Below are 23652 nucleotides of genomic sequence, written 5' to 3' on the forward strand. Positions count from 1 at the left end.
CTCGATGGGGCAGGTTCACGGCAGCTGCAGCGACTTGATCTGCAGGTACTCCTCGAACCCGATCCGGCCGAGTTCGCGGCCGATGCCCGACTTCTTGTAGCCGCCGAACGGTGCGGCCGGGTTGTACTTGCCGCCGTTGATGTCCAGCTGGCCGGTCTGCACCTGCCGGGCGAACGCCACCGCGGTGTCGTCATCGGCGGCCCAGACGGCGCCGGACAGCCCGTAGGGCGTCCCGTTGGCGATCTCGAGAGCCTCATCGGTGTCGCTGAACGGGATGACCGCCAGCACCGGGCCGAACACCTCCTCCTGGCCCAACTCGGAGTTCGGGTCGACATCGGCGAACACCGTCGGCGCCACGTAGTAGCCCACGTCGCGGATCTTCTGCGCGCCGCCGGTCAGCAGTCGGGCACCCTCGCCGGACGCGCGCTCGATGAAGCCGAGTACGGTCTGTTGCTGCGCCGCCGAGGCCGACGGACCCAGCCGGGTGCCTGGATCGGTCGGGTCGCCGACCGTGTACTTGGCGACGGCCGCCTCGACGATGTCGAGCGCCTCGGCGTAGCGCGACTGCGGGACCAGCATGCGGGTCCAGGCCATGCAGGTCTGGCCGCCGTTGAGGAACGCGTTGCCGACACCGACCTTGACCGCGGTCGTCAGGTCGGCGCCGTCGAGGATGACGTTGGCGGACTTACCGCCCAGTTCCAGGGCCACCTTCTTGATTTTCTTGCCGGCCAGTTCACCGACCCGGCTGCCGACACCGGTGGAACCGGTGAACGAGACGAAGTCGACATCCGCGTGCTCGGACAGCCGTTCACCGATGACCCGGCCGGGACCGGACACCAGGTTCACCACGCCCGGGGGCAGGCCGGCGTCGTGCAGCGACTCGACGAACTCGAACACCGACAGCGGGGCCTCGTTGCTGGGCTTGAGCACCACCGTGCACCCCGCCGCGATGGCCGGGATGACCTTGGCCACCACCTGGTACAGCGGGTAGTTCCACGGGGTGATGGCCGCGACCACACCGTAGGGTTCGCGGGTCACCAGCGAGTTGCCGATGCGCTCCTCGAACTCGAAAGACGCCAGGGCGTCGGCGAATCCGCGTGCCACCGCCAACGGCACCTGGGTCTGCACAGACTGAGAGATGCGGATCGGCGCACCCATCTCGGCGGTGATGGTCTCGGCGATGTCGGGCAGCCGCTTCTCCATGGAGGCGATCACCGCGTCGAGGCGGTCGCGTCGCTCGGCGACGCCGATGTTCGGATCGAAGGCCTTCCGGGCGGCGGCGACGGCGGCATCGACATCAGCGTCCGAGCCGCTGGGTACCACGCCGAGCACCTGTTCGGTGGCCGGGTTGATGACCTCGATGGCGTCGGTGCCGGTGGGGGAGACCCATTCACCGTCGATGTAGAGCTCGGTGCGGTCGTAGTTGTGGTTGCTCATCTGGCGCTCCGGGATTCGGTGTCGTTTCAGGGGACGATGCTGGCGCGGACGTCACGCTTGTCCTCGGCCGCGGCGAACGCATCGTTGATGTCGTCGAGGGAGTAGCAGGCCGCCGCCAGCCGTTCGAAGGGCAGCTTGTCCTGGTAGGCGGCCAGGAAGTCCAGCGCGCGGGACAACACCGCGGGGTCATACAGCGACACCCCGACCATCGTCTTGTTGGCGAACACGAATCGTGACGGGTCGAACTCGAAGGTCTTGCCGATGTTGATGTTGCCGATCTCGACGTAGCGGCCGAACTGTCCGAGCAGTTTGAGGCCCTCATCGATGGCCGACGGATGCCCGACGACCTCGACCACCACGTCGGCGCCCTGCCCGTCGGTGAGCTTGCGGACGATCTTGGCGCGCTCCTTCTCGGTGGTCACCTCGGTGATGTCGATGACGGCGTCGGCGCCGAACGCCTTGGCCAGTTCGAGACGTTCCGGGACACCGTCGATCGCGATGACCTTCGCCGCGCCGCGGGCCTTGGCGACCGCCACCGCGTACAACCCGAGCGCCCCGGCGCCCTGCACCACCACGTACTCACCGAGCTGCTGGTCAACCCGCTCCAGTCCGTACATCACCTGCGACAGTGCGCAGTTCGCGCCGGCGGCGATGTCATCGGACACCGAGTCGGGGACGGTGTAGACCACCGCGCCGGCGGGCAGCACGAAATAGTCACCGTATCCGCCGACGAAATAGGGCGGCTCATCGGCGCGACCCAGCATGGCCATCTTCAGGTTCAGGCAGGCGTTGCGGCGGCCGGCCAAGCAGTTGCGGCAGGTGTGGCAGCAGAAGAAATAGGGGAACACCACCCGGGTTCCGTCCGCCAGCGGTTTGCCGTTCGAGTCGGCGTCCACGCCGTCACCCAAAGCCGCGACGACACCGACCATTTCGTGGCCCAGCACGGTGGGCAGCTGCCCACCGAGACCGCGGGTGGCGAAGGTGCCATGCCAGGCGTGCACATCTGAGCCGCAGATATTGGCCCGGGTCACCTTGATAAGGATCTCGCCGGGATTGATGTCGGGCAGGGTGACCGTCTCGATCTCGAATGGTTTGCCGGGCTCGTCGAATCGGGCGATACGACCCTTGAACGGCGCAACAGTCACGGCTTGAAGTCCTCTCGGTTCACCTGCGGATGCGATCTCCGCCGCGGTCGGCGCGGAGGCTGGGCATGCACACGGCCGCATCTGTTTTCGCACGGTAACGGCGCCCGGATGGGCCGAGGGCCGCGCTTCCCGCCCAGCGGTCACTGTGGGGTAGGGCACGTCCGCACCGGTTGACGGGTGCGTCGGCCGGTGTGTCAGCCGGGGTTCTTGGCGTCGGTGAAGCGGTCCCGCAGCACCCGCTTGAGCAGCTTGCCGCTGGGGTTCTTGGGTAGCGCGTCGACGAAGAACACCCGCTTGGGTGTCTTGAATCCGGCCAGATGCGTGCGGCAGTGGGACACCACATCGTCCTCGGTGAGCTGGGTGCCGTCCCGGGAAACCACCGCAGCCACCACGGCCTCCACCCACACCGGATGTGGCACACCGAACACCGCCACCTCCTCCACCCCGGAGTGCCGGTAGATGACCTCTTCGACCTCCCGGCTGGCCACGTTCTCACCGCCGGTCTTGATCATGTCCTTCTTGCGGTCCACCACATGCAGCAGGCCGTGCTCGTCGTAGTAGCCGAGGTCCCCGGAATGGAACCAGCCGCCCCGGAACGCCTCGGCGGTCTTGGCCTCGTCGTCGAGGTAACCCAGCATCAGATGCGGGCTGCGGTGCGCGATCTCGCCGACCATACCCGGTCCCACCGCGACGTTGTCGTCGTCGAGGATGGCGGTCTCCACATTGATGACCGGTCGGCCCGCCGAACCGGCATGCGCGTCCTGCTCGTCGGGCCCCAGCGCCGAGGCCAGCGGCGCCATCTCGGTCTGGCCGTAGAAGTTGCACAACCGCAGATTGGGCAGCCGCTCGCGCATCTCGGCCAGGATCTCCACCGGCATGGCGGACGCACCGTAATAGCCCTTGCGCAGGCTGGACAGATCCACCTGGTCGAACACCGGGGATCGCAGCAGGGAAATCCACACCGTCGGCGGCGCGAAGTAGTTTGTCACCCCATACTTTTCGATGGTCCGCAGCACCAGCTCGGGATCGGCCTTGGGCAGGATGATGCTGGTGGCCCCGAGGTAGATGTCGGTGATCAGGAAGTTGTCGAGCTGCGCGCAGTGGTACAGGGGCAGCGAGTGGATCTCCACATCGGTGCCTTCCATCGAGCCGGCGATGATCGAGCTGATGTAGTTGCCCATCAGGCTGCGCGTCGAGTGCATGGCACCCTTGGGATGCGACTCGGTGCCGCTGGTGTACATCAGCCGGATCATCTGGTCGTCGTCGATGTGCGGGCTCGCGGCAGGCGAATCGGTCTGCAGCCACTGATCGAAGTCCGACCAGCCCGTCGGCAGCGTCTGCCCGGGCAGCACCAGGGCGGCCGTCGCCGCAGCGGTCCCGCTCGCGCGCATCGCCGCCTCGGCGGTCGGCACCAGGTCGGCCTCCACCAGGAACCCGGTCACCTTGCTGTGCGCAAGGATGAAGGAGATCTCCTCGGCGGTGAGCATGAAATTGACCGGGACCAGAACCACGCCCGCGCGGGCCGTAGCGAAGGCCAGCACTGCGTACTGCCAGCAGTTGTGGGCCAGTACTGCGACACGATCACCCAGACCGAAACCGTTGTCGCCCAGGGCGGCCGTAGCGCGGTCGACCAGACGCTCGAACTCGGCGAAGGTCAGGCTCACGTCACCGTCGATGATCGCGGTCTTGGCGGGCTGCTTGCGTGCCGAACGCCGTGGGATATCGCCGAGGGCGTGGCTTCGGGCCGAGGCGAGAACGGCCTGCAGATCATCCATGCGTCGGACTGTAGGGGCCGCCGGACCGGTGTGATCGCGTGACGTCCCGCTCAGTAGAAGACGGTGCCGCGCGCCGGTTCGAACGCTCACATACTCGATCCAGGAACAAGGAGGATCGATGACGATCGCTGTGACCGTGGCAGCAGACCAGAAGTCGCTGGACCCCGAGGAACTGCGGGCCCATCTCGCCAAGGCCGATGCCGGCATCCTGGTGGCGGTGTTGGCGCAGTTGACCGGTGACACGAATGTCGTGGACCGGTATGCCGGCAAGATTTCGTTCACGCCGGACCCGCCCGAGCAGACGGGCAGCACCGACCCGGAAACCCAAGCCGAACTGGTCGAGGCGGTGGTGGTCGCGCTGGGGACCCCGCGTCCCGTCAACGCGACGCCGTTCGATGATCCGGACCTCTTCGCTCGCGTGGCGCCGCTGGCGCTGGGCGCCGAGGTGGGGCCCGAGTATGTCGGTCTGCTGCTGGAACAGGGCGGTTTCCATCCCTCGCAGCCGGTGTTGCCGCGCACCGCGAAGCTGCCGACCGGTTTCAAGGTCGTCATCATCGGAGCCGGCATCGCCGGCATGGCCGCGGCGCTGGAGTGTGCCGCGGCGGGTATCGATTACGAAATCATCGACCGTAACGACGAGGTCGGTGGCACCTGGTACACCGCGGTCTATCCCGGCATCGGGGTGGACACCCCATCGGCGTACTACTCGTTGTCGCGCGATATCAACGGCAACTGGTCCAGTTACTACCCGCAAGGTCCCGAATATCAGCGTTACCTGAAGTCGGTCGCCGACAAGCACGGGCTGCGCGAACACACCCGGTTCAGCACCGAGGTCACCGCACTGCGCTGGGTTGCCGATCGCAAGATGTGGCAGGTGCACACCGCCGCGGCGGACGGCACCACCGACGTCTCCTACGCCAATGTCGTTGTGCCGGCTGCCGGTTACCTGAACCGGCCGCGCTGGCCCGAACTGGCGGGCCGGGAGACCTTCGCCGGCGTGAGCATCCACTCCGCCGAGTGGGATCCGGAGTTGTCGCTGCGGGGCAAGAAAGTGGCGATCATCGGCGCCGGCTGCACCGCGGTGCAGATCGTGGACGCATCGGTCGACGAAGTCGAGCATCTGACGGTGTTCCAGCGTCAGCCGCACTGGGTCGCGCCGCGCAAGCGCCTGACCGACGACGTTCCCGAGCACCGTCGCTGGCTGAACGCGCACGTGCCGTTCTACGCCAACTGGAATCGGCTGAAGTCCTTCTGGGGCACCGCCGACAACAACTATCCGGTGATCGTGCGTGACCCCGAGTGGGCGGCCGACCATCTGTCCATCTCGCCGGCCAATGATGTGCTGCTGAAGATGTGCCTGGACTACATCGACCGCGTCTTCGGCGCCGGTTCGGAGCTGGCCAAGAAGGTGACACCGGACTTCGCGCCGTACGGCAAGCGCATCATCCGCGACCCCGGCGGTTACTACGCGGCGCTGGCGCGCGACCATGTCGACGTCGAGGCCAGCGAGCCGGCCGGCGTCAACGAGCGCGGCATCGTCACCCAGGACGGCCGCCAGATCGACCTGGATGTCATCATCTACGCCACCGGTTACCACCTGGACTTCCTGTCCACGGTGGACATCGTCGGCCGCGACGGGACCAGACTGGCCGACGTCTGGGGTGACAGCCCCAGCGCCTACCGCGGTGGCCTGGTACCCGGGTTCCCGAACATGTTCATCTCCTCGGCCCCGAACTACAGCCCGGGCCACGGCGCCGGCCACAATTTCGGCGTCGAGGTCATGGTGCACTACGTGATGGAGTGCCTGCAGCTGATGGCCGAGCGGGACGCGCAGACCCTGGAGGTCAAGCCGGAGGCTTTCGAGAGCTATGTGCGCTCCATCGATGACGCGATGGCGCAGACGGTGTGGTGCCACACCCCAACCGCGCACACCTACTACCGCTCCGGCGGCCGGATCGTGACCGCGTTCCCGTTCAAGTTGATCGATGTGTGGCAGAGCCACCGCGCACCCGATGAAGAGGATCTCGTCGTCCAGTGAGTGAAATTCTCAAAGGTAAAACGGCTTTGGTCACCGGCAGCAGCCGCGGCATCGGGCGCGCCATCGCCCAGCGGCTGGCCGCCGAGGGCGCGACGGTGGCGGTGACGGCCCGGTCCTATCAGCCCTCGGCGTCCACGCGGGCGGGCACCACGGCCGAGCTGCCGGGGACGATCGGTGAGACGATCGAACTGATCGAGGCCGCCGGCGGTAAGGCGTTCGGTATCGCCTGCGATCTGGAGGACGCCGACCAGCGGGAGCGGCTGATCGATCAGGTGGTCGAGCGCACCGGTCGGTTGGACATCCTGGTCAACAACGCCGGGTACGCCGACTACTCGGTCATCGAAGACATGCCGATGGCGACCTTCGAACGGACCGTGGAACACTATGTCCGCACCCCGTTCGTATTGACCCAGCAGGCCGTTCCGTACATGCGCAAACAAGGTGCCGGCTGGATCGTCAACATCGGTTCGGTCACCGGACTGGCGCCGGTGCGGCCGTATCGGGAGTACAACAAGAGTTCCGGTGACGTCATCTACGCCTCTATGAAAGCGGCGCTGCACCGTTTCACCCAGGGTGTTGCCGCCGAGCTGCTCGACTCGAACATCGCGGTCAACGTGGTCGGGCCCTCCAGTGCCGTCCGCACACCCGGTGCGGCCAGCCTGATCCCGGATACTTTCCCGACCGAACCGGTCGAGTACCTGGCCGAAACGGTGCTGGCAATGTGCCACCTGCCCGCGGCCGAGCGCACCGGTCTGGTCGCCTTCAGCCTGCACTACCCGTGGTCACAGAAGCTGACGGTGCATAGCCTCGACGGCGCCACCGAGCTGCCGCCGTTGCAGCCGCCGGCCGCGGCGAACCCGAACATCCTGCCGCAGGGGCTCTGAGCCCCTGCGGCTCGTGCCGTCAGCGCAGCACGTGGTCGCTGTCGGTGCAGAAACTGTGGCAGACCCGTTCGCGGACAATGGCGTTCGCGCATTCCGGATCGAACCACTGGTCGACCACCGCCCAGTGGATCGGGTGCATCAGATAGGCGCCCATGATGCCGTCGGCATCGCTGAACTCCTGCTCGAAGACATGGGTCCAGGCGTTGCCGACGGTGTGTTCGGGCTTGCTCAGCTGCCAGGCGTTGATTGTGGACACGTAACCCGGCAACAGCCGCAGGTCGGCCTCGAAGCGGGCCATGGTGTCGGCATCTGTCCCGTCGGCGACCCGTAACAGCAGCGTGCGGTAGACGCTGCCGGTGGGGCGGTCCTCGATGACGACCGGTGCGCCTTGGTAGTCCGCACCGTTGATGCGGGTGACGGCGGGGCCGGCCAGGACGGCATCGACGTCCGGGGCGGCCGCGGCCCATTCGGCGCTGTCGGCAAAACGCAGGTGCAGTAGCAGATCACCCCCATTGCGGCTGCCCGAGAGCGTGGGGGAGACCAGCGACCGGGCGGCGCCGCTGCGCTGCGCCGCGTCGGTGAGCGCCTGCCGAATGCGCTCGCGGTCGGCCTCGGCGACGTCGATGAGCCGGATGACATTAAACATCGCAGAGCCTTTCGACATCATCGTGAGCGGCGGCCGCGCTGCGCTCCCGGTCCAGGACGAGTTCGGCGACGCTGTCCCACCAGGCACCGACAGCAGGGTCGGGTCGGCCCTTCCAGGTCATCTCCCACCAGCCCTGCGCGCTGGGCAAGGTCCAGGTGACGGTGACCGTGTTGGGCTCCGTGTCGTACCAGATGGGCGGCGAAACAAGGACGTTGACCAGCGTCATACCCCGTTCGCGAGCGCCTGGGGCATACCCGGACAGATAGCTGTCGATGAACTGCCGAGCGCAACCGGGCCGGGTGACCACCCGGTCGATGACGAAGACCGCACCATCTGCCATGACAGTCGAGGATAGGGACCTCCGATATGTCGGGAGCCCGTCGATCCCGACCATCGGGAGTACACGTTGACGGCGACGGAGCCCGGGTCGACGGTATTCAGATGACCGATCTCAGCGCAGACCCGTTCAGTCCGGTACAGCTCGGGCCCGTCAAGCTCCGCAACAGGATCATCAAAGCTGCCACCTCGGAGGGTCGTTCGCCCAGAGGCCTGGTCACCGACGATCTGATCGATTTTCATCGTGGTTTCGCCGAGGGTGGGGTCGGAATGACCACCGTCGCCTACTGCTGTGTCTCACCACAGGCCGCTAGCGCCCCCGGCCAGATCGTGATGAACGACGAGGCGCTGCCCGGCCTGCGCAGGCTCACCGATGCCGTGCACGGCGCCGGCGCAGGCATCTCCGCGCAGCTCGGGCATGCCGGGGTCGTCGCACCGAAGGCGTTGACCGGTGTCAGGGCGTTGGCGCCGAGCAAGTTCATCAACCCCACCTCCTTCGCCTATTGTCGCGAGATTCGCCGCGACGAGATCGCGGAAGTGATCGACCAGTTCGGTGCGGCGGCGCAGGTGGCCGTCGACGCCGGATTCGATGCGGTGGAACTGCATTTCGGGCACCTGTACCTGCCCAGCTCATTTCTGAGCCCGCTGATCAATAGGCGCATGGATGAGTACGGTGGTGACATCGACAACCGGTCGCGGCTGGTCCGCGAGATCGCGCAGCGGGTACGCGATGTGGTCGGTGACAGCATCGCGGTGATCGCGAAACTCGATATGGACGACGGGCTGCCGGGCAGCATCTGGATCGAGGAGGCTTTGCGTACCGTCCAGCTGCTCGACGCCGATGCCAACCTCGACGCCATCGAACTGACGCAGGGTTCCTCGGTGTACCGACCCATGTACCTGTTCCGCGGCGACGTGCCGGTACGTGAATTCGCCAAGGTGATGCCGCCGATGCTGCGCCCCGGGGTGCGGATCCTGGGCAAGCGGGTGATGGGCAGCTACCCGTATGAGGATCTCTACATGCTGCCGGCCGCGCGGCAGTTCGTGCCGATCATGAAGAACACCAAGCTGATCCTGCTCGGCGGAATCACCAACCGCGAACACGTCGAGACCGGGATTCGGGAAGGGTTCGAGTTCGTCGCGATGGGCCGGGCGCTGCTGCGCGAACCAGATCTGGTCAACAAGATGATCGCTGATGGCGGGGTGCGTAGCCGGTGCAACCACAACAACCAGTGCATGGTGACGGTGTTTTCCCGCACCCATTGTGTGCTGGACCCCGAGCAGCGTTATGGGACCGTCGAAACCATGAACGTCACCGCCGGGGGAACCACCCGGCGGTGACGTGGCTCATGTGTTGGCCGGTCGGTTCGTCACGCCGGTGAGGTACGCGCATGCCTGGGCGCGGGCCTTCTCGCAGATCTCCAGGCTCGGCATGGTCATGAAACCGTGCACCCCGCCCTCGAAGTAGCGCTGCACCACCGGCACCCCGGCGCGCCGCAGCGCCTCGACATAGGCGATTCCCTCGTCGCGCAGCGGATCATGACCGGCCACCACCGCCACCGCGGGCGGCAGACCGGACAGGTCCTCGGCGTGCAGCGGCGAGGCGTAGGGATGGGTTCGGTCTGACATCTCCGGCACGTACTGGTCCCAATACCACTGCAGCGCGGGCAGCGGGTTGTAGTAGCCGCGGCCGAACTGCCGGTAGGACGGGGTGTCGAAGTCGGCGGCGATAACTGGGTACAGCAGCAGCTGACCGGCCAGCCGGGGCCCGCGGCGGTCGCGTGCCATCAGTGTGGTGACGGCGGCGAGATTCCCGCCGGCGCTGTCCCCACCGACCACCAGGGCGTCCGCGTCGTCGCCGAGTTCGGCGATATGTTCGGCCGCCCAGACGGTCGCGGCATAGACATCCTCGGCGGCCGCCGGCCATTGTCCTTCCTCGGCGGCACGTCGGTAGTGCACCGAAACCACCACGGCGGGAAGCCGATTGGCGAAGTCACGGCATAGTCCGTCGTGGCTGTCCAGATCACAGAACACCCAACCGCCGCCATGGGCGTACACCAGGGTCGGCGCAGCCGTGCCGACTGCTGCCTCGGGCCGGTAGATACGCACGGTCACCGGGCCGTCGGGCCCCGGGATCTCGAGGTCCTCGACCGAGGCCACCGGCTCGGGATCGGCCACCGCCACCATCCGCGACCGGATAGCGGCGCGGGCCTGGTCACCGGTCATGGTGTGCACCGGCGGGAACCCGCCATCCAGTGCCTCGATCATGGCAGCGATCTGAGGGTCGAGGGTCTCACTCATGGCTCGTCGATTCGCTCCGCAAGCGTCGCTCATACCGGCCGCAGGCTGGAGTTGCGCGCCGCCGGGTGGTTGATCGGGCCGCCGCGCAAGGGACGCATCTGCTGCAGGGTCGGGGCCACCCGCCTCTGGCCACCCTCGACGGCGCGCCAGATACCCATGGCCGCCATCCGCACCGGTGCCACGAGGTGCTGGTCGAACTTCATCTGACTCATGGGCCCACAAACCGATACCGCGGCGACAGCCTCGCCCGGGTCGCCGATAGGGGCTGCTACACAGCCGAATCCCGGCACCGACTCCTCGCGATCGAAGGCGACACCGTGTGAGCGCACCTTGGCCAGTTCGGCGCGCAACTGTGCAGGCGTGGAGATCGAGTACTTGGTCCGTCGGGGGAGGGTGGCGGCGGCCGCGGTGTCGAGGTCCGGCTCCCCGGCGAAGGCCAGCATCGCCTTGCCGACGGCGGCGCAATGCGCGGGCTGGCGTCCGCCGACCCGAGTCGGGATGGCGGCGGTCATGCGGTTGCCGACTTTTTCCATGTACACCACATCCGAACCCTCCAACACGGCCAGGTGGACCACCAGGCCGGTGGCGGCGTGCAGTTCGTGCAGCATCGGAATGGCGGCCTTGTGCAGCCGGTCCTGATGGACGGCCAGCGAGCCGAGCTCGACCAGCCGCATCCCCAGCTCGTAGTCACGGCCGGAGCGGCGTAGCCAGCGCAGCTGCACCAGCCGCTCAAGCATCCGGTGCGCGGACGAGCGCGGCAGCCCGGTGCGTCGCACGATCTGGGCCAGAGTCAGCCGTCCCGGACCGTCGAACGCGTCCAGCACGAGAGAGACCCGGTCGATGACGGCGCTCGGGGTCTCCGCGGCGGCCTTGGGGGCGGGTGCGAGCGGGCTTTCGATGGTCACGGTCATCGTGGTCCTCCGGGGCTGGTCATATTTCTAATAGGCATATGCCTAATGCTCATATAGAGGTATCACACCGCTGTGGCTGCTGTCACATAGATCCGCCGATTCTCAGGTGGCCAACAACGCCAAAGCCGGGTGTGCTATCGCACAACCCGGCTTGACCTGGCATTTTATGAGCCCAGGTGGGTACAGATTGATTGCCTCGGCGTGTCGCCCGTCGTCAGGCCGAGGCCGCGCCGCGACCGGCGCGTCGTCCGTAGAAGCTCCCGTCCCCCAGCGATACGCCACTGGCATAACCCCAGGCGGCGAGGCCGGCGGCCGAGCGTCCCGCGGCGAACAGGCCAGGAATAGGTTCGCCGCTGACGTGCAGCACCTCGGCATCCAGGGTGGTGGCCAGACCACCCAGCGTGAAACCGCCCGTACTCTCCCGCAGATCGATGGCCCCGACCGGGGAACCGATCGGCTTGAGCCACTGGGGCTTCTTGTGCAGCAGCGGATCCTCGCCGCGCGCCGCGCCCTCGTTATAGGCCGCGACGGTGGCTTGCAGCGACCCCGGAGCCAACCCGATCTCCGTTTCGAGCTCGGCGACGGTCTCGGCGACCCAGGTCGGCGGCCGCATCATCAACTGCGGTGACAGCGAGGCCATCGCCTCGTCCTGGGCGTCACCGTCGATGATCAGGTACGCCGTGTTGTCCTGGTGGTACAGCGTCAGCTGGCCGATGCGGCCGGGGTAGGTGTCCTCGGTGACATAGCGCTGACCCCTGGCGTTGACCAGGATGCCGCGCACCAACTGCTGCGGGTCGGCGAAGATCGCGACCTCGGTGGCGTCCATGTGGGCCAGGTCGGCGCCGAGCGCCTGGGCCATCTGGATGGCACGCCCGTCGTGCTGCTCGATCGAGGCGGCCGGTCGGCCGGCGATCCGCGGCGCGTACTGCGCCACCATCGCTTCGTTGTAGGCGAAGCTGCCGGTGGCCAGCACCACCCCGCGCCGGGCCCGGATCGTGACCTCGCCGCCGTACCGGCGCGCGACGACACCGACGACGCGACCGTCGTCCGACACGATGAGCCGTTGCGCCCGAACGTCATACAGCGCGCGGGCGCCGGCCGCGGTCGCCGTCTCGACCAGGGGCTTCATCAGCATGTAGCCGGCGGAGGCCTCACCCTGCTTCTTGTTCGACATCTGCGGAACGTGACCGCGTGGGGCGGGGGTGGCGACGGTGTTGAACGGGAACGAGTTCTCGCCGCCGGAGTACATCAACCCCTGGTCACCCATCGGCTCCCAGCCGGGCTCGCCGAAGAACTCTTCCTTGAACGTCACCCCGCAGCCGACGAGCCAATCGAAGTGCGCGACGCTGCCCGCGCAGTAGTCGTCGATGCGTTTCTCGTCGGCGCCCGGCCCCATGGCCACCTTCAGGAACGCGGCCATGTTGTCGACCGAATCCTCGAAACCGCATGCCTTCTGAACCGAGGTGCCACCGCCGAGGTAGATGAACCCACCGGCCATCGACGCCGCGCCGCCCCACGAACCGGTGCGCTCCAGCACGAGCACATCGGCACCGGCGCGCGCGGCTTCCACGGCCGCCGAGGCCCCCGCCACGCCGTAGCCGGCGATGACGACGTCGGCCTCGTGGTCCCAGCGGGCGATCTCGGCTTCGGCGATCGGGACGATATCGCTCGTCATGGGCGCATCGCGGCGGGCAGGTCGTCGACCCACTGGTGGCCCCAGTAGCTGTCGGCGGTGATTTCTTCAGCGGTGTAGTAGTTCTCGTCGACCCGCATGCCCTCGGTGCCGAATTCGATGTCCCAGTCGCCGGGGGCCCGGACGTAAAAGGACACCATCTTGTCGTTGGTGTGCCTGCCCAACGTCGAGGACAGCTGGAAGCCGTCCTTGTTGATGCGGTCCAGCGCCTGACCGACCGCGTCGAGCGTGTCGACCTCGACCATCAGATGGATCAGTCCCGGATCGCGCAACGTCGCGGCGGGGCACAGCGCCAGGCTGTGATGGCGCTGGTTGACGCCGAGGAAGCGAACCCGCACCGGACCGAACTCCGGTGGCACCGGCACCCGGAATGCGCCACGGGACTTGAATCCCATGGTTTCGGTATAGAAGTCGAACATCCCCGGCACATCCAGCGCAGGCAGCACCACGTGGCCCAGGCCCTGCTCACCGGTCACGAACCGGGCACCGAACGGCGTGACGATGGGGCTGTGGTCGAGGACCGCGCCGTGAAAGACCTCCAGCGACGTCCCCGCCGGATCCTCGAAGGCGATGACCTCTTCGACCCGGCGACTGTCGGCCTCGGCCAGCGACAGTTCCTTGTATGGGGTGCCCGCGGTTTCCAGCTTGCGTTTGACCTCGTTGAGGTCCGCGGCGTCACGCACCTCCCAGCCGACGGTGACGATCTTGTCGGTGTCACCGGGGGAGACGATGATGCGCGCGGCCCGCTCGTCCATCCGCAGATAGAGCGAATCCGGATCGGGCCCGCTGCCGGTGGCGAAACCCAGCACGTCGAAGGCGAATTGGCGCCAGCGCGGCATGTCCGTGGCCTGCACGGTGACATAGCCGAGGCTCTTGATCAAACCCATGTGTCGACCTTTCCTAGATCATCGCCCGCAGCGGGCCCTGCGGATCTACCCCGAGCGAACTGAGTGCGGATGCGTGGTAGACGGTGCTGGGGACGTGAATGGCGTGCGCCTGTCCGACGTGGACGTCACGCCAGTACCGCTGCAGCGGCTTGTCCATCCGGGTGCCGTTGCCACCGCAGCGGGCGAAGATCTCATCCACGGCGGACACCGCACGCCACACGGCGCGGACCTGGGTACGCCGACCGGCCGCCCGGTCCTCGAATGACACCTCCTTGCCGGCGTCGACCATGTCGTAGATCCGGTCGACATTGGCCAGCAGTTCCTGGCGGGCGGCGTTGATGTCGGCCGCCGCCTCACCGATCGCGTACATCACGTAGGGGTCGTCCTTGATGGCGACACCACTGGAATTGACCCGCTGGCGTTGGTAATCCAGCGCGGCGGCCAGGGCACCCTCGGCGATACCGATGGTGGCCGAGGAGATACCCAACGGGAACATCGTCGACCATGGCATCAGGTAGAGGGTGTCGGTCATACCGGCCTCGCGCTGAGCGGTGCCGTCCATCACCTTCATGGCGTCCATGGTCCGGTAGGACGGCACGAACGCGTCCTTGACGATGACGTCCTTGGACCCGGTGCCACGCAAACCGACGACGTCCCAGGAATCCTCGACGATCTCGTAGTCCTTGCGCGGCAGGATCATGTGCAGCATCTGCGGGGGCATCAGCGGCTTGCCCTCGGCGTCGCCGATCATCGCGCCGAGGAAAATCCAGTCGCAGTGGTCGGTGCCGGAGCTGAACTGCCAACGGCCGTTGAAGATGTACCCACCGTCCACCGGTGTGGCGACACCCTGCGGGGCGTAGGGCGAGGCCACCCAGGTGTCGACATCCTCGGCCCAAATCTCGGCGCCGACCCGGGGATCGGCGTACGCCAGCTGGTACGGGTGCACACCGACCACGCCATTGATCCACCCGGCAGCAGGATCGAGCGCGGCGGTGGCCATCACCGTCTCGGCGAACTCGCGCGGATGAACCTCCATCCCGCCGTGCTTCTTCGGTTGCAGCAGACGGATATTGCCGAGCTGCTTCATCGTCTTGACCGTGTCATCGGTCAACTTGCCGATCTTCTCCGCCTCCTCAGCCTGTCCACGCAGTTGGTCTGCGACGTCGGCAAGGCTGTCGATCACCCGTTGTGTCATGTCTGTGATGGTGTCTGTTTCCGCGCCCGGCCTGTGGGTGGCGTCCCGGTCAGCGGACGTGAATTGGGGACACGTTTACGGTGGCAGCGGCTCTAGAACTCGACCTTGACGGTGTCCGACAGCGGGCAGGCCTGGCAGGCCAGGAACAGCCCGTCGGCGATGTCCTCTTCCTCCAGGATTGCGGCATTTCCGAGGTCGACCTGGCCTTCGACGACGGTGGCCGCGCAGGACCCGCAGTTGCCTTCCCGGCAGGAGTAGGGCACCTCGATGCCGGCGGCCATCATGGTGTCGACGAGGTTGCGTCCCACCGGCCACTTCAGGCGGTGTACCGCACCGTCGATGGAGATCTCGGCGTCGGCCCCCTGCCCGTCGGCCGGCAGGTCCTCGACCACCACCTCGGCGAACGGATCGCCGTCCAGCGACTGGAACACCTCCAAATGGATGTGGTCGCGCGGGATCCCGGCCTCGGTGAGCGATTCCTTGACCACCGACATGAATGGCGCGGGCCCGCAGATGAACGACTGGTATCCCGAGTAGAGCCGGGCGAAGTTGCCCAGCTGCGCGAGCGTGGGCAGGCCCTGGATCGACTCCAACCAATGCAGCACGGTGAGCCGGCCGGCGTACCGCGCCGCGAGCTCACGCAGCTCGGCGGCGAAAATCACCGAGGCCTCGTCGCGGTTCGCGTAGCAGAGCACGACCCGACCGGTACCGGCGACCAGCACCGACTTGAGGATGGACATCACCGGCGTGATGCCGCTACCCGCGGCCCACAGCAGGAAGTCACCGTCGAGGTCGCGCGGGCTGAAGATGCCCGACGGCGGCAGCGACTCGATGGTGTCGCCGACGGACACGTTGTCGCACAACCAGTTCGAGCCGTACCCACCGTCGGTGCGTTTGACGGTCACCTTCGGTGCGTCGTTGGTGTGCGGCGAACTGGCCAACGAGTAACACCGTGCCACCGAACCGGTCTGATCGCTGGGGATCCGCAACGTCAGGAACTGGCCGGGGCGGTACGCGAACCGCTGCTGGTGTTCGCCCGGTACAGCGAAGACCAAGGATTTGGCATCGCGGCTCTCCTCGATCACTTCGGTGACGGTGAGGGGCACTGCACGCGGGGCGGCCGGGGGGCGGCTGCCGGTATCGACGTCGCTCATGTCTGCAGTCTCACTCATACCGGGACTCTGCTGTGGCGGCGCTACCAGTGGACGGGACGAAAGTCTGTCGATTCCGATGACCGTTGACCGGGAGACGATCGGGCCCGGTGGTCGTGCAGGTCCTAGCGTTCACGTTGTGAGTGCGACTGCAGACCATGTCGACGTTGTTGTGGTTGGCGCCGGATTCGGCGGCCTCTACGCCCTGCACAAATTCCGGCAACAGAACCGGTCTGTGCGCGTGTTCGAGGCAGCGCCCGAGGTCGGCGGTACCTGGTACTTCAACAGGTATCCGGGTGCGCGATGCGATGTAGAAAGCCTGGACTACTGCTACTCGTTCTCCGACGAAATGCAGCAGGAGTGGACCTGGACGGAGAAGTATGCCACCCAGAGCGAGATCCTCGACTACATCAAGTGGGTCGCCGACAAGCTCGACCTGCGGTCAGGAATCACGTTCAACACCCGAGTCGTCTCGGCCGTGCTCGACGAGGACGCGCTGCATTGGACGGTGACCACCGATACCGGTGAGATCGTTACGGCTCGCTTCGTGGTGATGGCCACCGGCCCGCTGTCCTCACCGCTGAAGCCGAACATCAAGGGGCTGGACGGTTTCGGTGGTGAGGTCTACCACACGGCGCACTGGCCGCATGAGGGTGTCGACTTCACCGGCAAGCGGGTCGCCGTGATCGGCACGGGCTCCTCGGGCATCCAGTCGATCCCGATCATAGCGGAGCAGGCGTCGCAGCTCTACGTCTTCCAGCGCACCCCGAACTACAGTGTGCCCGCGGGCAACCGTCCGCTCAGCGCCGACGAGATCACCGAGGCCAAAGCCACCTATGGCGAGCGCCGGCGGATGTCGTGGCGCAGTGGTGGCGGCTCCCCGCACGTCGCGCATCCGAAGATGACCATGGAGGCCAGCCCCGACGAGCGTCGGGATGCGTTCGAGAAGCGTTGGCAGCTGGGCGGTGTGCTGTTTTCGAAGACGTTCGCCGATCAGATGATCGACATGGAGGCCAACGAAGAGGCGCGAAAGTTCTACGAGGAAAAGATCCGCGCGGTCATCGACGACCCGGAGGTCGCAGAGCTGCTGATCCCGAACGATCATCCGATCGGCACGAAGCGCATCTGCACGGACACCAACTACTTCCAGACCTTCAACCGGCCCAACGTCGAACTGGTCAGCGTCCGCAAGACGCCGATCGAATCGGTCGACGGCACAGGTATCAACACCACCGGCGGTCATTTCGACGTCGACGCGATCGTGCTGGCGACGGGTTTCGACGCCATGACCGGCACGCTGGCCAAGATCGACATAGTCGGTCGTAATGGTGAGAAGCTCGTCGAGGACTGGGCCGACGGCCCGCGTACGTATTTGGGCCTGGGTGTGGACGGGTTCCCGAACCTGTTCCTGGTTTCCGGGCCGGGGGCGCCGGCGGTGCTGGCCAACATGGTGCTGCACGCCGAAGCGCACATCAACTGGATCGCCGACGCCATCGACTACCTCGACGAGCACGATGCGCACGCCATCGAGGCGACCACCGACGCGGTCGACGACTGGGTCGCCGAATGCAACAAGCGCGCCGACGCGACGCTGTTCCCCAAGGCCAACTCCTGGTATATGGGCGCCAATGTGCCCGGCAAACCGCGGGTGTTCATGCTCTTCATCGGCGGGTTCGCCACCTACCTGGGAATCTGCGCCGATGTGGCGAGCGCCGGCTATAAGGGATTCAGTCTGCACAAGGGTTCGTGATGCCGGACCTGGCCGGCAAGGTCGCGGTCATCACGGGTGCGGCCCGCGGCACCGGCCGGGTGCACTGTGAACGCCTCGCCGATGCCGGGGCCGACGTGATCGCCGTGGATACCGGTGACCCGAGCGAGTTGGCCGCCACCGCCGACGCAGTGAACAGCCGGGGGAGGCGGTGCTTCAGCGGAGCTGCCGACGTCCGCGACCTCGACGCGCTGCAGGCGGTGGTGGCGGCCGGAGTTGTCGAACTGGGCGGACTGGACATCGTGGTGGCCAACGCGGGAGTACACATCGCCGGCGCACCCACCTGGGAACTGAGCGCCCAGGCGTGGGCAGACACCCTGGACGTCAATGTCACCGGTGCCTGGCACACCGTCAAGGCCACCGTCGGTCACCTCGGCCCGAGGGGTGGGTCGATCGTGATCATCGGTTCCACGAACGGTGTTCGAGGAACCGCCAACACCGCGCACTACACAGCCAGCAAGCACGCGATCGTCGGACTGGCCCGCAGCCTGGCCAACGAACTTGGTGGGCGCAACATACGGGTCAATGTGGTGCACCCTGGTGCCGTCGGCACCCCGATGGTCCGTAATGAGGCGACCTATCGTCGGCTGTGCCCGGGCATCGAGAACCCCACCGAGGCCGATGCGGCGCGGGTCCTGACTGCCCGCAATCTATTGCCCGTCCCGTGGGTGGATCCGGTCGACGTGGCCAACGCGGTGTGCTTCCTGTCCTCCGACGATGCACGCTACATCACCGGTACCCAGCTCGTCGTCGATGCCGGATTGACCCAGAAGACCTAGCGGTGGGAAGACTCAGCGGCAAGGTCGCATTGATCACCGGTGCCGCACGGGGCATAGGTCGAGCGCAGGCGGTGCGGTTCGCCCAGGAGGGCGCCGACGTGATCGGGATCGACGTGTGCGCGGGGATGGACACGGTGATCGTGCCTCCGGCAACTCCGGACGATCTCGCCGAGACGGTCCGACAGGTGCGTGCGGCCGGATCGCGCATCACCACCGCGATCGCCGATGTTCGGGATGTCGAGGCACTCGGTGCGGCGGTCGATGACGCGGTCATGATGATGGATGGTCTCGATATCGTATGCGCCACAGCGGGAATCACGTCGCGTGGAATGGCCGACGAACTGGCCGAGCAGACCTGGCAGACGATGCTCGACGTGAATCTCACGGGGGTATTCCACACCTGTAAGGTGAGTGTGCCCTACCTGATCGAGCGGCGTGGTGGCTCGGTGGTGCTGGTCAGCTCGATCGCGGGGTTGCGCGGACTGGTCGGCGTCGCCCACTACACGGCAGCAAAGCACGGTGTGGTGGGGCTCATGCGCAGCCTGGCCAATGAGCTTGCCCCCCACCGTATCCGGGTCAACACAGTGCATCCGACCAACGTAGATACCCCTCTGATCCAGAACGATGCGGTGCGTCGGGTGTTTCGGCCGGACCTGGCAGATCCCCCGACCCGTCAGCAGTTCGCCGACGCCGCCAGGTCGATGAACATGCTCGATATCCCGTGGGTCGATCCGGTCGATGTCGCGAATGCGTGCCTGTTCCTGGCATCCGACGAGGCGCGCTACATCACCGCCACGACCCTGCCCGTCGATGCGGGCAGCACCCAACGTTAGGAGTTCATTGATGACGGATCTGGCCAAGTACGGACCATGGGCGGTCATCGCCGGTGGATCCGAGGGAGTCGGAGCGGAGTTCGCCAGACTGCTGGCCGCCGACGGTTTCAATCTGGTCTTGATCGCGCGCAAGCCCGGACCGCTGGAGGAAACCGCACAGAGCTGCCGCGCGGCCGGCGTGCAGGTGCGGACCCTTGCGGCGGATCTACTCGACCCAGGCACCGCTGCGCTCATCAGAACGGCGACCGCCGATCTGGAAGTCGGTCTGTTGATATACAACGCCGGAGCGAACACCTGCAATGCGCCGTTCCTGGAGGCCTCCTTGGACGATGTCCACAGGGTGATCGATCTAAGTGTCACGAAGATGCTGGAGGTCGTCCAAATGTTCGGCCGACCGATGGTCGCCCGGCAGCGCGGCGGGATCCTGTTGGTGGGATCCCTCGCCGGATACATGGGTGCCTGGGGCCACGCGGCATACGGGGGAGCAAAGGCCTTCACTCGGACCTTCGCCGAATGTCTCTGGGTAGAACTCCGCGAACAGGGTGTCGATGTGCTGGAGCTCGTTCTCGGGCTGACCCGGACCCCGGCGATGCACCGAATGGGCATGAGGTTCGATACCCCGGGACTGACGGTCAGTGAACCGGCGGATGTCGCAGCCGAAGGCCTGGCACACCTCGCCGATGGTCCGATCCGCGTCGCAGGAGGCAATGACGCGGCCGCTGCGGCGAACAGTGCACCGGACCGTGCCGCGGTGGTGCTCAACGCCCACGAAACCATTCGAGCGCTGACAGCCGGGCACGGCTCGCCTGCCGGCGGCTAGTCGGCTATCAGCCGAAGAGAAATCGAACCAAGACGCCAAAAGCTGAGGAGAACCTGTGGGTACATACGTGGTAACCGGGTGTGCAACCGGAATGGGACACGCTGCCGCGCAACGGTTGCGCAGTGACGGGCACACCGTTATCGGCGTCGACATCAAGGTGGGTGACGTGGTGGCCGACCTGTCCACCGCGGCGGGCCGCGGGGCGGCGGTGAACGCGGTTCTGGCGGCTTGTGGCGGAGTGCTGGACGGTGCGGTGTTGGCCGCGGGCCTGGGCCCGATGCCGGGGCGAGACCGCAAGATTGCCGAGGTCAACTACCTCGGCGTGGTCGAACTGTTGACCGGGTTGCAGCCTGCCCTGGCTCGTGCTGAGCGTGCGAAGGTCGTGGTGGTCGGTAGTAATTCGACCACCACCACACCGCTGGTGCCCCGGCGCTCCGTCCGGGCATTTCTGGCCGGTGACCTGGACAAGGGGCTTCGTCCACTGCGCATCTTCGGGAAGCGTTCTGCTGCGATGGTTTACGGTACGTCGAAGATTGCGGTATCACGCTGGGTGCGTCGCAGTGCGGTCTCCCCGCAGTGGGCCGGCGCCGGCATCCGCCTCAACGTGCTCGCTCCGGGCGCAGTGATGACACCGCTGCTCGCCGAGCAGCTCGCCGACCCCACAGAGGCCAAAGCCGTCAAAGCATTTCCCGTTCCGATCGGTGGTTACGGGAGTCCGGACCACCTCGGTGAGTGGATGGTTTTCATGCTTTCCGATGCCGCCGACTTCCTCTGCGGCAGTGTGATATTCGTTGACGGCGGATCAGATGCCTACTTCCGGGTCGATTCCTGGCCGAAGTCGGTCCCGGCCACGGGTCTTCCTCGCTACCTGATGCGTTTCGTGAGGGGCGGTTCACGCATCAGTCGCTGAGTCGCCTCAGGAAGCCCACAACGGTGCGCTCAACCGGAGGCGACGATCTATCGCGTGGAGGTCGCTCGTGATCGAGTCCTCGGCTAAGTCGTCGTGGATGATTCCCCCCGCACGATTGAGGTGAGTATGCGATTGACTGCTTCGTCAATTTCGTGCTCCGGCGCGTCGGCCAGACCTGTGGCTGCGCGTAGATAAGGCTGGAAGAGGCGCCAGCTGACCTGTAGTGCAATGGCGTTGGCCGCTGCCACGCGCGCCTCGAAGTCTGTGTTGAAGCGAGGCGCGAGTTCCTGGATGAGAATTTCTGTGCCAGGGAACCGGGTCTGCAAGCGGTCGGCAGGGTACCCGTCGAGTGTGGCTCGGGCCATCACCGTCGAGTGCAGGTCGACTGCCGCGTTGAAGTCGGCGCCACCGGGGTCTTTCTCGATGAGGTCGACTACCACTGCGCCGAGGTGATCGAGCACCGCGGAGACCAGTTTCTCCTTCGTCCCGAAATGTCGGAACACCAGGCCGTATGTGACATCTGCGCGTGCCGCGACATCGCGCAAAGATGTTCCCGCCGGGCCCTTTTCGGCAAACAGCTGTGCGGCGGCGTCGAGGACCGCGGGTATCACGGTGGCGCTGGCGGCTCTACCGGAGGAGGGCCGGGCGGCTGGACGTTTTGTGGCCATTCGGCTACATTAGCGTGTGACCAATGTAGCCAAGTGGCTACATTCCGAAGCTGCTTGAAGGGGCCCCATGGATGAGCGCGTCGATTTTCAGGTGGCGTCAGCAGAGCCTGCCATTGTGCGAAGGCCCGTCATCCACGGTCCGGTCATCGGCGGTCACATCGGCAGGCCTTACGCCTCGTCCGTCGTAGACCTGCGTCCTTTTGGATATGTCGAGCAGGAATACTTCGTATCGGGAAGTGCGGCAGCGTTCAATCCCCGGCCGGGAACCGCGCTCGGTCGTGATGGCCGGTGGAGTGCTGTGGCCGGCGATTCGGCGAACTACACAACTCGGATCCTTGTGCGGCGTCCTCCGGCGAAGCGGTTCAACGGAACTGTCATCGTCGAATTCATGCAGGAGTACTTCAACGCCGAGCGTGACACCAACTTCCGTTGGAACGCTGAGACTCTGCTTCGAGAGGGATTCGCCTGGGTCGGTGCTTCGCTGCATCACGAAGGCATCGACACCAACTGCCAACATGAGATCACTCTCGGTGAGCTTACGGTCCCTGCCGGACCCTCGCTGGTGCAGTGGGATTCGGCCCGTTACAGGGACCTTCGTTTCCCGCATTCGGATCTCTGTTATGACGTACTTTCCCAGATTGGGGTAGCGGTGGGCCCAGATCATGGCCGCTGCTCCGTCGACCCGCTGCCGGACCTGCATGTGCAGCGAGTGGTGGCCGTCGGCAACACGATCGCCGCGCAGCGCCTCCAGTACTACATCAATGCAGTACACCCGCTGCACGGAGTGTTCGACGGCTTCTATCTACAGGACTTGAACGAGTCCGGCGTGTGCCTTTCGGCGGGCATTGCTGGGCCCGAGGGAGCCTGGCTCCGCACCGATGTTGATGTACCGACCATTGTGCTGAACACCATGACGGCCGCCGTTCAAGACGTGCCACAACCCGATGCTGACCTGCTGCGCTTCTGGGAGCCCGCTGGCAGTTCACATACAACAGGCCCATACATGGCGCGGGTTGCCGAAGCTACCCGGCGCGACCTCGGAATCGAATCCGGCGTCGACGCGCTTGATTCCGCGAATACCTTTCCTGTGCAGTATGTTTCGGGTGCGGCAATCGTAGCTGTCCACCGCTGGGCGGCCGAGGGGGTGTCTGCAGCACGAACCGCCCGACTGCTCCGCGATGGCCGTCCGCCGCAGGGGAGCGAAGTGGCCGACATTTACGGCAATGCGTCGGGTGGCCTGCGTACCCCGTGGGTTGATGCGCCGATCGCACGCTACGACTGGCGCGGCGACGGTCTGGGCGGTTCTGGCCGTACGTATCCGTTCACCACCCGGCAGCTCATCGAAATCTACGGTACGCCGGCCGAGTATCACCGCCGGTTCGCCGCCGCCGCGCACGACGCTTTGGCCCTGGGCACTTTATTGATTGATGACGTCGAACAGGCGGTTGAGGCCGCCGGAAAGGTCACTTGGTGAC

At 66.1% G+C, this 23652-nt stretch carries 21 protein-coding genes; 9 read left to right on the top strand and 12 right to left on the bottom strand.

Annotated features, from left to right (window positions below; genetic code table 11):
* Window positions 1–15 precede the first annotated feature (15 nt).
* The 3 genes from V4U86_RS12265 to V4U86_RS12275 form a co-directional block, all read right to left on the bottom strand.
* A complete protein-coding gene (locus tag V4U86_RS12265) occupies window positions 16–1437 on the bottom strand; it encodes an aldehyde dehydrogenase family protein (RefSeq protein WP_395311468.1) in 1422 nt (473 codons plus the stop codon).
* Between the two features lie 26 nt (window positions 1438–1463).
* Window positions 1464–2582 carry a zinc-binding dehydrogenase gene (locus V4U86_RS12270; protein WP_395311469.1) on the bottom strand — a complete coding sequence of 373 codons (1119 nt, stop codon included), beginning with the start codon at window positions 2580–2582 and terminating at the stop codon, window positions 1464–1466.
* Window positions 2583–2776: 194 nt separating this feature from the next.
* Window positions 2777–4357: an acyl-CoA synthetase gene (locus V4U86_RS12275; RefSeq protein WP_395311470.1), complete on the bottom strand. Its 1581-nt coding sequence runs from the start codon at window positions 4355–4357 to the stop codon at window positions 2777–2779.
* A 118-nt stretch (window positions 4358–4475) separates the two neighbouring features.
* Between V4U86_RS12275 and V4U86_RS12280 the strand changes: the two genes are divergently transcribed.
* Entirely contained in the window at window positions 4476–6395 is a 1920-nt protein-coding gene (locus tag V4U86_RS12280; protein ID WP_395311471.1) for a flavin-containing monooxygenase, read from the top strand.
* Window positions 6392–7279 (top strand): SDR family NAD(P)-dependent oxidoreductase, encoded by an 888-nt coding sequence (locus V4U86_RS12285; RefSeq protein WP_395311472.1) that lies wholly within the window; start codon window positions 6392–6394, stop codon window positions 7277–7279. The genes V4U86_RS12280 and V4U86_RS12285 overlap by 4 nt, the downstream gene beginning before the upstream one ends.
* Window positions 7280–7298: 19 nt before the next feature.
* On the opposite strand, the gene V4U86_RS12290 is transcribed toward V4U86_RS12285, so the two are convergent.
* Both V4U86_RS12290 and V4U86_RS12295 read right to left on the bottom strand, forming a co-directional pair.
* A complete protein-coding gene (locus tag V4U86_RS12290) occupies window positions 7299–7925 on the bottom strand; it encodes a Dabb family protein (protein ID WP_395311473.1) in 627 nt (208 codons plus the stop codon).
* Window positions 7918–8265 (bottom strand): hypothetical protein, encoded by a 348-nt coding sequence (locus V4U86_RS12295; RefSeq protein ID WP_395311474.1) that lies wholly within the window; start codon window positions 8263–8265, stop codon window positions 7918–7920. Before V4U86_RS12295 ends, V4U86_RS12290 begins: the two co-directional genes overlap by 8 nt.
* 101 nt (window positions 8266–8366) lie before the next feature.
* Here V4U86_RS12295 and V4U86_RS12300 point away from each other — a divergent pair, with 101 nt between their 5' ends.
* Window positions 8367–9602, top strand: a complete 1236-nt coding sequence (locus tag V4U86_RS12300; protein ID WP_395311475.1) for an NADH:flavin oxidoreductase — start codon at window positions 8367–8369, stop codon at window positions 9600–9602.
* Window positions 9603–9608: 6 nt separating this feature from the next.
* On the opposite strand, the gene V4U86_RS12305 is transcribed toward V4U86_RS12300, so the two are convergent.
* From V4U86_RS12305 to V4U86_RS12330, 6 genes are all read right to left on the bottom strand, one after another.
* On the bottom strand, window positions 9609–10562 hold the full coding sequence (locus tag V4U86_RS12305; RefSeq protein ID WP_395311476.1) for an alpha/beta hydrolase: 954 nt from the start codon (window positions 10560–10562) through the stop codon (window positions 9609–9611).
* Window positions 10563–10591: 29 nt separating this feature from the next.
* The gene (locus V4U86_RS12310; RefSeq protein ID WP_395311477.1) at window positions 10592–11473 is read right to left on the bottom strand and encodes an IclR family transcriptional regulator; all 882 of its coding nucleotides are present in this window, start codon (window positions 11471–11473) and stop codon (window positions 10592–10594) included.
* Window positions 11474–11687: 214 nt separating this feature from the next.
* Window positions 11688–13148: an FAD-dependent oxidoreductase gene (locus tag V4U86_RS12315; RefSeq protein ID WP_395311478.1), complete on the bottom strand. Its 1461-nt coding sequence runs from the start codon at window positions 13146–13148 to the stop codon at window positions 11688–11690.
* Window positions 13145–14053 (bottom strand): biphenyl-2,3-diol 1,2-dioxygenase, encoded by a 909-nt coding sequence (bphC, locus tag V4U86_RS12320; RefSeq protein WP_395311479.1) that lies wholly within the window; start codon window positions 14051–14053, stop codon window positions 13145–13147. Before bphC ends, V4U86_RS12315 begins: the two co-directional genes overlap by 4 nt.
* Before the next feature lie 13 nt (window positions 14054–14066).
* Window positions 14067–15248 (bottom strand): acyl-CoA dehydrogenase family protein, encoded by a 1182-nt coding sequence (locus V4U86_RS12325; protein ID WP_395311480.1) that lies wholly within the window; start codon window positions 15246–15248, stop codon window positions 14067–14069.
* Between the two features lie 92 nt (window positions 15249–15340).
* The gene (locus V4U86_RS12330; RefSeq protein WP_395312021.1) at window positions 15341–16402 is read right to left on the bottom strand and encodes a 2Fe-2S iron-sulfur cluster-binding protein; all 1062 of its coding nucleotides are present in this window, start codon (window positions 16400–16402) and stop codon (window positions 15341–15343) included.
* Between the two features lie 76 nt (window positions 16403–16478).
* On the opposite strand from V4U86_RS12330, the gene V4U86_RS12335 reads away from it, so the two are divergent.
* The 5 genes from V4U86_RS12335 to V4U86_RS12355 are packed head-to-tail and all read left to right on the top strand — an operon-like array spanning window position 16479 to window position 21509.
* A complete protein-coding gene (locus V4U86_RS12335) occupies window positions 16479–18149 on the top strand; it encodes a flavin-containing monooxygenase (RefSeq protein ID WP_395311481.1) in 1671 nt (556 codons plus the stop codon).
* Window positions 18149–18946, top strand: a complete 798-nt coding sequence (locus V4U86_RS12340) for a mycofactocin-coupled SDR family oxidoreductase (protein ID WP_395311482.1) — start codon at window positions 18149–18151, stop codon at window positions 18944–18946. The genes V4U86_RS12335 and V4U86_RS12340 overlap by 1 nt, the downstream gene beginning before the upstream one ends.
* Before the next feature lie 2 nt (window positions 18947–18948).
* Complete coding sequence (locus tag V4U86_RS12345; RefSeq protein ID WP_395311483.1) at window positions 18949–19779, top strand: mycofactocin-coupled SDR family oxidoreductase; 831 nt, start codon at window positions 18949–18951, stop codon at window positions 19777–19779.
* A gap of 10 nt (window positions 19780–19789) precedes the next feature.
* Window positions 19790–20599 (top strand): SDR family NAD(P)-dependent oxidoreductase, encoded by an 810-nt coding sequence (locus V4U86_RS12350; RefSeq protein WP_395311484.1) that lies wholly within the window; start codon window positions 19790–19792, stop codon window positions 20597–20599.
* Between the two features lie 55 nt (window positions 20600–20654).
* Window positions 20655–21509 (top strand): SDR family oxidoreductase, encoded by an 855-nt coding sequence (locus V4U86_RS12355; RefSeq protein WP_395311485.1) that lies wholly within the window; start codon window positions 20655–20657, stop codon window positions 21507–21509.
* A gap of 83 nt (window positions 21510–21592) precedes the next feature.
* On the opposite strand, the gene V4U86_RS12360 is transcribed toward V4U86_RS12355, so the two are convergent.
* Entirely contained in the window at window positions 21593–22177 is a 585-nt protein-coding gene (locus V4U86_RS12360; protein WP_395311486.1) for a TetR/AcrR family transcriptional regulator, read from the bottom strand.
* Window positions 22178–22244: 67 nt separating this feature from the next.
* On the opposite strand from V4U86_RS12360, the gene V4U86_RS12365 reads away from it, so the two are divergent.
* Window positions 22245–23651 (top strand): alpha/beta hydrolase domain-containing protein, encoded by a 1407-nt coding sequence (locus tag V4U86_RS12365; RefSeq protein WP_395311487.1) that lies wholly within the window; start codon window positions 22245–22247, stop codon window positions 23649–23651.
* Window position 23652: the final 1 nt, after the last annotated feature.

Source organism: Mycobacterium sp. AMU20-3851, from assembly GCF_043974665.1.
In the GTDB taxonomy this organism is placed as follows: Bacteria; Actinomycetota; Actinomycetes; order Mycobacteriales; family Mycobacteriaceae; genus Mycobacterium.